Origin of the sequence: Actinomadura bangladeshensis (assembly GCF_004348335.1) — a bacterium.
GTDB lineage: Bacteria > Actinomycetota > Actinomycetes > Streptosporangiales > Streptosporangiaceae > Spirillospora > Spirillospora bangladeshensis.
Genome location: NZ_SMJW01000230.1, coordinates 1 through 12,643, shown reverse-complemented (window position 1 = coordinate 12,643; position 12,643 = coordinate 1). Strand labels below are relative to the sequence as shown.

Below are 12,643 nucleotides of genomic sequence, written 5' to 3'. Positions count from 1 at the left end.
TCCCCTCCCGCTCGCCGAAGACCGGCCGCCCCTGGTTCCTCCCCGCCCTGGCCGCCACCGTGGCCATCGCGGCGGTCCTGGCGACCATCGTGATCATCACCACTCGCGGCCGGGACGAGCCGCCCTCCCCCGTCCCGCGAGCAGGGGCGTCCGCGGGCGCGGTGGGACCGACCCCCTTCGCGTCCGCGCCCGCCCCATGCGGCCTCATCAGCGCCGAACAGGCGACGCGGCTGGTACGCACCTTCCACAACCACGGCGACGAAAGCCCCGACTCGTCCACCGGACGGCCGCGCAAGAACTGCGTCTGGCAGACCTCCGCACTGGCGGACGGGGACGAGCGGCTCACCCTCACCCTCCGCACCGCGGACACCGCCGGCGAGGCCCGCCGGCTGCTCGCCGAGGAGCAGGGCAACGCCACCGAGCAGGTCACACCGCTCCCCGACCTGAGCGACGCGGCCTTCACCACCTTCGGCCCGGACGGCGACTCGGTGATCTGGTTCCACGTCGACAATCTGGTGGCCGAACTCCAGTACGGCACGGAGCGAGAGAAGCAAGACGAACTGGCCCGCCAAGCCGCCGATTGGACCCGCAAATCCCTCGAAAGCCCCTGACCTCGCCGAAATGAGGTTCGCGGGTTTTCATGCGTGACCGTTCATCCGCGCAGGTGAGCGGGGCGCTTCGTGAAAGGCCGCGGGGATCGTTGACGAATCGAAGCGCTTCGATCAGCCTCCAGTCAGATCCAAGGAGGTTGTGCATGCCCATGCGAAGATCGATCAGCGCGGCCGTCGCGGCCGCGGTGGCGGCGCTGGCCCTGGTCGCCTCGATGGTGGCGGTGGTGGCCGCCGTCGCGGTCCGTCCCGCGGCGGCCGCCGAGACGTACACGTGGAAGAACGTGCGGATCGACGGGGGCGGGTTCGTGCCCGGCATCGTCTTCAGCCGCAAGGAGAAGAACCTGGTCTATGCCCGCACCGACATCGGCGGGGCCTATCGGTGGGACCAGTCGGCCGGGCAGTGGGTTCCGCTGCTGGACTGGGTCGGCTGGGACAAGTGGGGCTACAACGGCGTCATCAGCCTCGCCGCCGATCCGGTGGACGCCGATCGGGTCTACGCGGCCGTCGGGATGTACACCAATGACTGGGATCCCAATAACGGGGCCGTGCTGCGGTCGGCCGATCGGGGCAAGACGTGGCAGGCGACCGAGCTGCCGTTCAAGCTGGGCGGGAACATGCCCGGACGGGGCATGGGCGAGCGGCTCGCGGTGGATCCGAATGACGACCGGGTGCTCTATATGGGCACGCCCGAGGGGCATGGGCTTTGGCGGAGCACCGACCGGGGCGTGACGTGGGCGAAGGTGAACACCTTCACCAATCCCGGCGACTACTCCGACAATCCGAGCGACACGACCGGATACGGCAATCACCGGCCCGGTGTCGTGTGGGTGACGTTCGACGAGAGCAGTGGGACCGCCGGCACGCCGAGCAAGACGATTTACGTGGGCGTGGCGGATAAGGAGAACACCGTCTACCGGAGCACGGACGCGGGTGCGACGTGGGAGCGCGTGCCGGGGCAGCCGACCGGGTACATCGCGCACAAGGGTGTGCTCGACGCCGCGAATCACGTGCTCTACATCGCCACGAGCGACACGTCCGGCCCCTATGACGGCGGCAAGGGCGATGTGTGGAAGTTCGACACGCGGTCGGGTGCGTGGACGCAGATCAGCCCCATTCCGTCCAGCAGTTCGGACGACTACTTCGGCTACAGCGGCCTGACGATCGACCGGCAGCATCCCGGGACGCTGATGGTGGCCACGCAGGTGTCCTGGTGGCCCGACATGATCATGTGGCGGAGCACGGACGGCGGCGCCTCCTGGACCCGTATCTGGGACTGGACCAGCTATCCGAACCGCAGTTTCCGCTACACCCAGGACATCTCCACCGTGCCCTGGCTGACGTTCGGGACCAACCCGTCGCCGCCGGAAGTCACCCCGAAACTCGGCTGGATGAACGAGTCGGTGGAGATCGACCCGTTCAACTCGAACCGGCTGATGTACGGGACGGGCGCGACCATCTACGGCACCGAGAACCTCACCCAGTGGGACGCGGGCGGCCAGATCGCGATCAAGCCGATGGTGAAGGGGCTGGAGGAGACCGCCGTCCTGGACCTGATCAGTCCGCCGTCCGGGGCGCCGCTCGTGAGCGGGCTCGGGGACATCGGCGGGTTCCGGCACACCGATCTCGGCTCCGTTCCGTCGACGATGTTCACCCAGCCGGTCTTCACCAGCACCACGAGCCTCGACTATGCCGAGAGCAAGCCGAGTGTGATGGTGCGGGCGGGCAACTTCACCGATTCGGACCGTCCCAACGACAGCCATGTCGCGTTCTCGACCGATGGCGGGGCCAACTGGTTCCAGGGGACCGAGCCCGGCGGCGTCAACAATGGCGGCACCGTCGCGGCGGCGGCGGACGGAAGCCGGTTCGTGTGGGCGCCCGGTGACAGCGGCCAGCAGGTCGTATATTCGGTCGGTTTCGGCAACAGCTGGAGCCAGTCGTCCGGCGTGCCCGCGAACGCGATCGTCGAGTCCGACCGGGTGAACGCGAGCAAGTTCTACGCGTTCTCCGGAGGCAGGTTCTACGTCAGCACGAACGGCGGGCAGTCGTTCGCGGCGACGGCGGCGTCCGGGCTGCCGTCCAGCGGTGTCCACTTCAAGGCGGTGCCGGGCAAGGAGGGCGACATCTGGCTCGCGGGCGACACCGGACTGTTCCATTCCACCGATTCCGGCGCGGGTTTCAGCAAGGCGGCCGGTATTTCCAAGGCGGTGAACGTCGGCTTCGGGAAGGCCGCTCCGGGCGCGGGCTACTCCGCGGTCTACCTCGTCGGGACGGTCGGCGGCGTGACCGGGCTGTTCCGGTCCAACGACGCCGGCGGCACCTGGACCCGCATCAACGACGACCAGCACCAGTACGGCAACGCCGGCGAGGCGCTCACCGGTGATCCCCGCATCTACGGCCGCGTCTACCTCGGCACGAACGGGCGGGGCATCGTCTACGGCGACACCTCCGACACCACGCCCCCGACGAGTCCGCCGGTCACCAGCGACCCGCCGACCACCGAACCACCCACCACTCCTCCGCCGTCCGATGGCGGCTGCACGGCCACCTACAAGACGACCGGGTCGTGGGGAGGCGGCTTCCAGGGCGAGGTCACCGTCAAGAACACCGGGACGGCGGCGATCAACGCGTGGAAGGCGTCCTGGACGTTCGGCGGCGGCCAGACCGTCTCGCAGTTCTGGGGTGCCAAGGTGACGCAGAACGGCACGGCGGTCAGCGCGGCCAACGAATCCTGGAACGGCGCGCTCGCGCCCGGCGCGAGCAGCACGTTCGGGTTCATCGGCACGGGGACGCCCGAGACCGTCACTCCCGCCTGCGACGGCGAGTGACGCGCAGGGGGCGGGGCGGTCTCGCGCTCCCGCCCCGCCCCCGCCTCGGCGTATCTGTCAGGCTCCGCCCACGAGGGTCGCCTCGGCGACCGGCTCGGGGATGTCGGGGCCAGAGGGGAGATCGGGGAAGGGAGCGCCGAGCAGGCGCAGCAGCGGGGCGGCCTTGACCGCGGTCTCCTCGAACTCGTCGGCCGGGTCGGACACCGCGGTGACGGCGCCGCCGATGCCGAACTCGATGCGCCCGGCGGAGGCCGAGGCGACGGCCGTCCGGATCACGATGCTGAAATCGGCCGCCCCGGACAGCGAGAAGTAGCCGATGGCCCCGGAGTACACGCCGCGCGGCCCCTCCTCCAGCCGGTCGATGATCTGCATGGTGCGGATCTTCGGCGCCCCCGTCATCGAGCCGCCGGGGAACGCCGCCCGCACGCACCGCACCGCCGAGACGTCCGGGCGGAGCCGGGCCCGGACGGTGCTCACCAGCTGGTGGACGGTCGTGTAGCTCTCCACGTCGAAGATCGGATCGACGGTGACCGACCCGGCCTCGGCGACTCCGCCGAGATCGTGCCGGACGAGATCGACGATCATCAGGTTCTCGGCGCGGTCCTTGGCGCTCCGCGCGAGTTCCGTGCGCAGCCGCCGGTCCTGCGACGGGTCGGGCGAGCGCGGCCGGGTGCCCTTGATCGGCTTCGACTCGGCCTCCCCGTCCGCCGACACCCGCAGGAAGCGCTCGGGCGAGGAACTCAGCACCGACAGGTCGCCGAACCGCAGCAGGGCCCCGAACGGCACCGGGTCGCTCCGCCGGAGGCGCCGGTAGAGGTCCCACGGGTCCGTGCGCACGGCGGCCGTGAGCATGTTGGTCAGGCAGACCTCGTAGGTCTCCCCGGCGATGATCTCCCGCCGGGATTCGGCGATCTTGCCGAGGTAGGCGGCGCGTCCGTGCCGCAGCGTCAGCCCGGACGCCCCGAACGATCCGTCGATCGGGGCGGGTGCGGCAGGGACGGGCAGTTCGGCCAGGCGCGCTTCCGTCTCGTCCAGCCAGGACAGTGCGGCACGCTCGTCGCCCGCCGGGCACAGCGCCAGAAGGTGGACGGCTCCGTCCACGTGGTCGAACGCCACGGCCCGGTCGGCGAAGATCATGGCGGCGTCGGGGTGCGGGGAGCGGTGCGTCCGAGAGCCTCCGGTCTCGGCCTTGAGCTCGTAGCCGAGGTATCCCACCCAGCCGAGGGAGAAGCCGAACGGGAGGTCCGGGGTCTCCGCCGCGTGGGCGCGCACGTCGGCGTCGATCCAGTCGAAGAAGGAGGCGCGCTCGATCCGCTCCCGTCCGCTCGCCGACTCGACGGTCAGATCACCAGTGGCCACGTCGAAGGCGGCGAACCGCGCCAGCGGGCCACCGGCGTCCCCCATGAAGGAGAACCGTCCGCCGTGCTCGCCGGTCCGGCTGCTGTCCAGCCAGAACGCCCGCCCGGACGAGGCGAACAGCGCGTCGAAGACGTCCTCGGCCACCGCCGGCGCGCCCAGCCGCCGCGCGACCACCCTGAACGCCTTCGGCTGCGCCCGCACCTCCGCCGCGGCGCCACCGCGGCGCGGCGCCGTGCCGACGGGGCCGCTCTGCGCCAGGAAGTTCGCGATGATGCGCCGCCCGTGATCCGTGCACACCGATTCCGGATGGAACTGGACGCCCCAGATCGGCCGCCGCCGGTGCCGGACGCCCATCAGAACCCCATCGGACGTCCGCGCCACCGCCTCCAACTCCGGCGGCAGTCCGGCCACGGCCAGCGAGTGGTACCGGACGGCCGAGAACGGCGACGGCACACCCCGGAACAATCCCTCCCCGGTGTGCTCGACCCACGAGGACAACCCGTGCCGAACCTCCGGAGCGGCCACGACCCGCGCACCCAGGACATGGCAGATCCCCTGGTGCCCGAGGCACACCCCGAGCAGCGGGATCCCGGCGTGCCTGATCACGTCTGCGCAGATCCCGAAGTCCTCGGCCCGCTCCGGCGAACCGGGGCCCGGCGAGATGATGACGTTGTCGAACGGCTCCAGCAGCCCCGGGCTCCACACCGCCTCGTCATTGCGCAGGACGACGGGCTCGGCCCCCGCCTCCGCCACGTACTGGACGAGATTGTGCGTGAACGAGTCGTAGTTGTCGATGATCAGGGTCTGCACGGGCGCTCACTGACATGGCTGGCGGACGCGGTCGTCCGGCGTGACCGGTATACGGCGAAACGGTACCCCGGAGCGGCCGGCGGTCCGCCCGCGGTCCGGGTGCTGTGCGGCGACGGGGTTCAGGTCCAGGTGAGGCGGCCGGTGATGAGGGCCTGCTGGGCCGGGTTGTCGGTGAGGGACAGGGCGCGGCGGTCGGCGGTGCGGGCCTCGCGCCGGCGGCCGAGGGCGCGCAGGAGTTCGGCGCGGGTGGCGTGGTACAGGTGGTGGCCGTCCAGGTCCCGCGCGAGGGGGGCCAGTTCGTCCCATGCGGCCTGCGGGCCCCGGACGTAGCGGAGCGCGATGGCGCGGTGGAGGCGGACGACCGGTGTCCGCGTCATGCCGAGCAGCATGTCGTAGAGGACGAGGATCTGCGTCCAGTCGGTGTCGTCCCAGGTGGGGGCCTCCGCGTGGCACGCGACGATCGCCGCCTGCAGCTGGTACGGCCCCGGCCGGTGCATCGCGGCGGCGCGTTCGAGCAGCCGGACGGCGTCCTTGATCGCGCCGTGGTCCCACCGGGCGCGGTCCTGGTCGCGCAGCAGCACGAGGCCGCCGCCGGCGTCGAACCGGGCGGCGGTGCGCGCCTGGTGCAGCCGGATCAGCGCCGCCAGGCCGAGCACCTCGGGCCGGCGCGGCATCAGCCAGGCGAGGCTCTCGGCGAGCCACTGCGCGTCGTCGGCCAGGTCGCGGGCGTGCGGACGGTCGCCGCCGCTCGTCAGGTACCCCTCGTTGAACAGCAGGTACACGACGGCGAGGACCTGGTTCACCCGCTCGTGCAGCTCGTCGTCCGGCGGGATCCGGTACGGGATGCCCGCGTCGGTGATCTTGCGCTTGGCGCGGGTGATGCGCTGCGCGACCGTCGTCCCCGGGACGAGGAACGCGGCCGCGATCTGCTCGGTCGTCAGCCCGCACACGGTCCGCAGCGTCAGCGCGACCTGGGCGGGCACGGGCAGCGCCGGATGGCAGCAGGTGAAGATCAGCTTGAGCCGGTCGTCGGGCTCGCCGGGCACCGGCCACTGGAGCCGGGCCAGCTTCTCCCGGTAGTTGGCCCGGCGGCGCAGCAGGTCGATGCCGCGCCGGCGGGCGGTGGTGAGCAGCCAGGCGTCCGGATGGTCCGGGACGCCCTCCACGGGCCAGCGTTTCAAGGCGGTCTCGACGGCGTCCTGCATGACGTCCTCGGCGGCGGAGAAGTCGCCGAGCGTCCTGATCAGGGACGCCGTGAGCCGGCCCGCGTGCTCGCGCAGCACGCGGGTCAGCTCGGCGTGCACCCTGTCGGAGTGCGCGGGGTCCACGGGCCCTCAGCTGAGCGGGCGGATCTCGATCACCGGGCAGGCGGGCCAGGCGCGGGCGACCGCGAGCGCCTCGTCCAGGTCGGCGACCTCCAGTTCGGCGTAGCCGCTGACGACCTCCTTGCCCTCGACGAACGGGCCGTCGGTGAGCAGCGGCTCCGCCCCGTCCAGGCGCATCGTGGTGGCCGTGTGCGCGGGCTGCAGATGACCGTGGTGGGTGATCTGCGCGGCGTGCCGGGAGAACCACTCGGCGACCCGCTCGTAGGCGTCCTGCCGCTCGCCGTCGCTCATCGCGGCGAGCTCCTTGGCGTACTCCTCGGTCTCGACGAACATGAGCACGTACTTCATCGGGTGCCTCCCTCTCAGCTCGCGGGCAGCGGCGCGTACAGGTCACCTCCTAGACGAACGGGCGGCGGCCCGATCCGACACCTCCTCCTCCGAGCAGTCGGTCGCGCCCGGCCGCCATGGCGTCATCGTTGCCGCGCGCATGGCGGGCCGCAAGGCAGAATCCTCCTGTGGCGAAGAAATGTCCGTGCGGTGCCGGCGCCCGGTACCGGGATTGCTGCGGACGGTTGCACCGGGGCGAGGCGGCGGCCGCGACGGCCGGGGAGCTGATGCGGTCGCGGTTCAGCGCGTTCGCCGTCGGGGACGAGGCGTACCTCCTGCGGACGTGGCATCCGGCGACCCGCCCCGAGCGGATCGGGTTCGAGGACGGCACGCGCTGGACGCGGCTGGAGATCGTCCGGGAGGAGGACGGCGGCCCGGACGACGAGAAGGGCGTCGTGGAGTTCCGCGCCCACTATTCGGGCGGCTCGGGTCCCGGCGAACTGCACGAGGTGAGCCGGTTCGTCCGGCAGGACGGCGACTGGGTCTACGTCCGAGGCAGGATCATCGACTCCGGGCCGGGCTGAGCCGCCGCACGCACCGGGCGAGGAGGACCAGCAGCAGCGCCGGGGCGACGAAGACGGCGGCGCGCAGCGTGGTGAGGTCGGCGAGCGTCCCGAGCACGAGCGGGGCGACGCCGATCGCCACTCCGGACGCGAGCGCGCAGCGGGCGGCGGCCCGGACCGGCTGCTCCGGCCACGCGCCGAGCGCCTGCCCGAGGATCACCGGGTAGAGCAGCGCCACGCCGAGCCCGGCGACCAGCAGGCCGGCGACGGCGAGCGGGGCGGGCGACGTCCACAGGACCGCGAACCCGGCGAGGCCGAGGAGAGCCGCCATGGCGAGCAGCCGGTCGAGGCGCCCGCCGCGCCGGACGGCCGGCCCGGCGGCGGCCCGGCCGACGGCCATGCCGAGCACGAACGCGGCCGACAGCGTCGCCGCGGCTCCGGAGCCGAGCCCCTTCACGTCGCCGAGGAAGTCGGCGGCCCAGAAGACCATGCAGAACTCCACGCCCACGGCGAGGACGAGGTCGAGCCATCTGCGCCGGAACGCCGGCGGGGCGGTCCGGCGCGGCCCGGCACCGGCCGGGCCGGCCTCGGGGGTTCCGGCCGCGGCCGGGCGGCCGACGGCGATCAGGACGGCGGCCACGGCCAGGGGCGGGATCGCGAACGCCGCGCGCCATCCGAGGCCGTGCGCGAGCGAGGCGCCGATGAGGATCGGGGAGAGCACGGACGCCGCGCTGGAGACCGCGTTCGCCACCCCGATCTGGACCGTTCCACCGTCCGGGTGCGCGGCCCGCAGCGCCGCCGGGACGAGCTGCACGAGCCCCGCGCCGCCGAGCCCGAGGACCAGCGCGCCGAGGCCCGCGCCGAGGCGTCCGCCGCCGGCGGCCATGACGCCGGCGCCGGCCACGAGCGCGGCGAGGGCGGCGGGCGACCCGAGGCGGCCGAGCCGGGCCGCCGCCCAGTGCCCGGCGATCCCGACGATCACGAGGCCGAGCGCGAAGGCGGACGGGTAGAGGGCGACCTCGCCGCGCGGCAGCCCGCGCTCCTCGCGCAGCTCCGGCAGGATCGCGCCGAGCCCGGTCAGCAGGTAGCCGAGGCACCCGAACATCGCGTACAGCCCGGCCGTCCCGGATGCCCGCCGCAGCGCCCTCGCGTCGCTCACCGTCTCCCGCCCATCACGCCTCCACTATTATCCTCGTTCAACGAGCTTAATCCGGACGGGCCAGGATGTCACCATGCAGCCGAAGACCGCGCACTCCGCCCGGGCGCTGCGCAGCCAGGGCGCCCTCGCGGTGCTCCGGTACGTCCACGCGCATCCGTCGGCGACGCGCGCGGACGCGTCCCGCGCGCTGGGGCTGAGCAGCGGGTCCGCCACCGAGATCACGAGCCGCCTGAAGGCGTCCCGGCTCCTCGGCGAGGACGCGCCGCCCCGTACCGGCGGACGCGGCCGCCCGTCGCCGTCGCTCACCGCGCACCCGGACGGGCCGCTGGTCTGCGTGGTCGACATCAGCCACGAGGCATGGCGGGTCGCGGCCGTCGAGCTGGGCGGCGGGGTCCTGACCGAGTCCGATGGGCGCCACACCGGCACGCCCGACGTCATCGGACCGCTGGCCGAGCAGGTCGCCGCGCTCCACACCCGCTACGGGCGGCGGCTCCGCGCGGTGTCCGCGTGCGTCGCGGGGACGGTCAGCGGGACGACGGTCGTCCAGGCGTCCGGGATGGGGTGGCGCGACGTCTCCCTGGAGCCGCTCAAACCCGCCGGAATCCCGCTGCTGGTCGGCAACGACGCGTCGCTCGCCGGGCTGGCCGAGGCGCGGCGCGGCGCCGGGGCGGGCTCACGGGTCGTCCTGCACCTGACCGTGGAGGTCGGCGTCGGCGGCATCCTCGTCGTGGACGGGCGTCCGGTGGACGGCGCGACGGGCGCGGGCGGCGAGTTCGGCCACATGCCGTTCGGCGACCCCGCCCGCGCCTGCCCCTGCGGCGCCCGCGGCTGCTGGGACCTGGAGGTCGACGGCCGCGCCATGTCCCGCGCGCTGCACCGCCCGGCGCCCCGCGACCCGCGCACGGCCGCCGAGGAGATCATCGCGTCGGCGGCGTCCGATCCGGCGGCCCGCGCCGCCGTCGCGGCCGCGGCCCGCGCACTGGGGCGCGGCATGGGCGCCCTGGTCAACGCCCTCGATCCCGACGCCGTGACGCTCTCCGGGCTGGCCCACCACCTGATCGAGACCGCGCCCGCGGAGCTGGACGAGGGCTACACGGCCGCCCTGATGCGCTACCGCCGTGCGGCCCCGCCCCCCGTCCTCCCATCGGCGCTCGGACCGGGAGGCCCGCTGACCGGCGCCGCCGACGCCGCGTTCGACGTCCTCCTCACCGAAGAGGGCCTGCAAGCCTGGTCGGACGCCTGGTCGAACGCCTAGGCCCGGCGCCACTCCGGCACGGCGCCGGCTTCGTGGAGGCAGAAGTCGGGGGCGTCTTCGAGGGCCTTCTCCTCGCCGCCCGGCGTGTACGTCACGATGAGCCGGAGCGGGCGCCACGTCGTGTTGTACGTCGAGTGCCAGGCGCCCTTCGGGATGTGGACGGCATCGCCCTCCCTCATCGGGAACGGCTCCCCGTCGTCCACCATCTGCGTCGCCTCACCGGAGATGACGTAGATGATCTCTTCGGCGTTCGGATGGTTGTGGCGCGCGTGCCCCTTGCCCGGGTTGACGATCACCTCCCCGAGCGTGCTGCTCGCGCCCTCGACACTCGACGGGGTGACGAACCACTTGATGGACCCCCAGTCGAAGGACATCGTCGTGACGTCACCGGGATTGACCAGCATTCACAGCTCCAGGTTCTTGAAGGCGGCGACCTGCTCGGTGATGGCCCGCTCGGTCGGCAGCCGCTCGACCGACGAGGCGCCGAAGAAGCCGACGACGCCCTCCGTCCGGGAGAGGACGTAGGCGGCGTCGTCCGGTTCGGCGATGGGACCGCCGTGGCACAGCACGAGGACATCGGGCCGCACGGAGGCCGCCGCGTCCCGCATGGCCTGCACCCGCTCGACGGCCTCGTCCAGGGTCAGGGCGGTGCCCGCGCCGATGCTGCCCTTCGTCGTCAGGCCCACGTGCGGGACGAGGACGTCGGCGCCGGCCTCCGCCATCGCGCGCGCCTGGTGCTCGTCGAACACGTACGGCGCGGTGACGAGGCCGCGCTGATGGGCGAGCCGCACCATCTCGACCTCCAGGTCGTAGCCCATGCCGGTCTCTTCGATGTTCTGCCGGAACACCCCGTCGTAGAGCCCCACGGTCGGGAAGTTCTGCACGCCCGCGAACCCCATGGCCTTCAACTGGTCGAGGAACACGGGCATCACCCGGAAGGGATCGGTGCCGCACACACCGGCCAGCACGGGCGTGCCCTTCACGACCGGCAGCACCTCGGACGCCATCTCCACCACGATCTGGTTGGCGTCCCCGTAGGGCAGCAGCCCGGCCAGCGAGCCCCGCCCCGCCATCCGGTACCGGCCGGAGTTGTAGATGATGATCAGATCGACCCCGCCGGCCTCCGCGCACTTGGCGGACAGCCCCGTGCCGGCCCCCGCGCCGATGATCGGCTTGCCCTCGTCGACGGCGCTCCGCAGCCGGAACAGGACGGTGTCGCGGTTCACTGCGCTCCCCCCGAGATCATCCGGTGCAGCCGGTCGGCCATCGCGCGGCCGAACGCCGGATCGTTGATGTCCATGTCGAGCCTCTCCGTCTCCACGGCGCCGTCCAGTGCCGCGAAGCACGCCTCGTCCGCCTCCGGGTCGTGGAACGGCATGCCCGGCGCGTCCAGCGCGGACACCCCGCCGAGCGGCAGGAACAGCACGGTCGGCCCGCTCGCGCCCCGCAGCTTCTCAGCGATCCGCCGCCCGAGTTCGGCCATCTCCTCCCGAGTCGTGCGCATCAGCGTCACGGTCGGGTTGTGGACGTACAGGTTGCGTCCCTCGAACCGCTCGGGGACCGTTTCGAGCGGCCCGAAGTTGACCATGTCCAGCGCCCCGGGCGCCACGACCTGCGGGACCCCGAGGCGCCCGGCCGCGGTGAGCCGCTCGGGCCCGGCCGACAGGACACCGCCGACCAGGTCGTCCGCCAGCTCGGTCGTGGTCAGGTCGAGCACCCCGGCCAGCAGGCCGCTCTCCACGAGCCCTTCGAGCGCCCGCCCGCCGGCCCCGGTCGCATGGAAGACGAGCACCTCGTAGCCCAGTTCGTCCAACCGCTGCCGTGCGGCGTCCACCGCCGGGGTCGTGACGCCGAACATGGACGCCCCGACCAGCGGCCGCTCATCGACCGCGGGCGCCGCCCGGGCCTGCTCGTATGCCTTGGCCATCCCGACGGCCGAGCCCGCCGCGTTCCCGAGGATGAGCCGGGACACCCGGTTGACGCCCGCGATGTCGACGACGCTGTACATCAGGGTCACGTCTTTGGCGCCCACGTAGGGCGAGACGTCCCCGGACGCCATCGTCGACACGATGACCTTCGGCAGCCCGATGGGCAGGTCCCGCACGGCCCGGGCCGCGATCGAAGACCCGCCGCTGCCTCCCACGGCGAGCACGGCGTCGACCCGCTCCAGCCCCGCCAGCACGGCCGCCGCGCCCTCGCCCATGGCGGTGACGGCGGCGCCCCGGTCTCCCGCATCCCGCAACGCGCTCAGCGAAGCGCCCCCGGCCCGCGCGACGTCGTCGGCCGGAACATCGGCCTCGACATCGGACGGCCCGACCCCCGCGTCCACGAGCACGACGTCGCATCCGAGCTCCCGCACCCGCTCCCGGAGCCAGGCGTACTCCGCACCCTTGGTATCTGTCTCTTATA

Annotated in this window: 10 protein-coding genes and 1 pseudogene; 4 read left to right on the top strand and 7 right to left on the bottom strand. The window is 72.8% G+C overall.

Features of this window, described 5'->3' with window-relative positions; genetic code table 11:
- Both E1284_RS41925 and E1284_RS31725 read left to right on the top strand, forming a co-directional pair.
- Nucleotides 1-611 (top strand): hypothetical protein (locus E1284_RS41925; protein ID WP_207924059.1); only part of this gene is annotated, 611 nt, incomplete at its 5' end.
- Between the two features lie 149 nt (nt 612-760).
- Complete coding sequence (locus E1284_RS31725; RefSeq protein ID WP_131943843.1) at nt 761-3,436, top strand: cellulose-binding domain-containing protein; 2,676 nt, start codon at nt 761-763, stop codon at nt 3,434-3,436.
- A gap of 57 nt (nt 3,437-3,493) precedes the next feature.
- Here E1284_RS31725 and pabB read toward each other — a convergent pair whose 3' ends face one another.
- The 3 genes from pabB to E1284_RS31710 form a co-directional block, all read right to left on the bottom strand.
- Nucleotides 3,494-5,605, bottom strand: a complete 2,112-nt coding sequence (gene pabB, locus E1284_RS31720; protein WP_131943842.1) for an aminodeoxychorismate synthase component I — start codon at nt 5,603-5,605, stop codon at nt 3,494-3,496.
- A gap of 119 nt (nt 5,606-5,724) precedes the next feature.
- Nucleotides 5,725-6,933 carry an RNA polymerase sigma factor gene (locus E1284_RS31715; protein ID WP_131943841.1) on the bottom strand — a complete coding sequence of 403 codons (1,209 nt, stop codon included), beginning with the start codon at nt 6,931-6,933 and terminating at the stop codon, nt 5,725-5,727.
- Nucleotides 6,934-6,939: 6 nt separating this feature from the next.
- The gene (locus tag E1284_RS31710; protein ID WP_131943840.1) at nt 6,940-7,278 is read right to left on the bottom strand and encodes a YciI family protein; all 339 of its coding nucleotides are present in this window, start codon (nt 7,276-7,278) and stop codon (nt 6,940-6,942) included.
- A 167-nt stretch (nt 7,279-7,445) separates the two neighbouring features.
- Between E1284_RS31710 and E1284_RS31705 the strand changes: the two genes are divergently transcribed.
- Nucleotides 7,446-7,841 (top strand): YchJ family protein, encoded by a 396-nt coding sequence (locus E1284_RS31705; protein WP_243714865.1) that lies wholly within the window; start codon nt 7,446-7,448, stop codon nt 7,839-7,841.
- On the opposite strand, the gene E1284_RS31700 is transcribed toward E1284_RS31705, so the two are convergent.
- Entirely contained in the window at nt 7,819-8,979 is a 1,161-nt protein-coding gene (locus tag E1284_RS31700; RefSeq protein WP_131943838.1) for an MFS transporter, read from the bottom strand. The genes E1284_RS31705 and E1284_RS31700 overlap by 23 nt on opposite strands.
- A 73-nt stretch (nt 8,980-9,052) precedes the next feature.
- On the opposite strand from E1284_RS31700, the gene E1284_RS31695 reads away from it, so the two are divergent.
- Nucleotides 9,053-10,234, top strand: coding sequence for an ROK family protein (locus E1284_RS31695; RefSeq protein WP_131943837.1), 1,182 nt, complete (start codon nt 9,053-9,055; stop codon nt 10,232-10,234).
- Here E1284_RS31695 and E1284_RS31690 read toward each other — a convergent pair.
- The 3 genes and pseudogenes from E1284_RS31690 to E1284_RS31680 form a co-directional block, all read right to left on the bottom strand.
- The gene (locus E1284_RS31690) at nt 10,231-10,638 is read right to left on the bottom strand and encodes a cupin domain-containing protein (RefSeq protein WP_131943836.1); all 408 of its coding nucleotides are present in this window, start codon (nt 10,636-10,638) and stop codon (nt 10,231-10,233) included. The genes E1284_RS31695 and E1284_RS31690 overlap by 4 nt on opposite strands.
- Complete coding sequence (locus E1284_RS31685; RefSeq protein WP_131943835.1) at nt 10,639-11,460, bottom strand: phosphoenolpyruvate hydrolase family protein; 822 nt, start codon at nt 11,458-11,460, stop codon at nt 10,639-10,641.
- Nucleotides 11,457-12,623: pseudogene (locus tag E1284_RS31680) on the bottom strand (Tm-1-like ATP-binding domain-containing protein); the annotation flags it as partial. The gene E1284_RS31685 and the pseudogene E1284_RS31680, both read right to left, overlap by 4 nt.
- Nucleotides 12,624-12,643 lie beyond the last annotated feature (20 nt).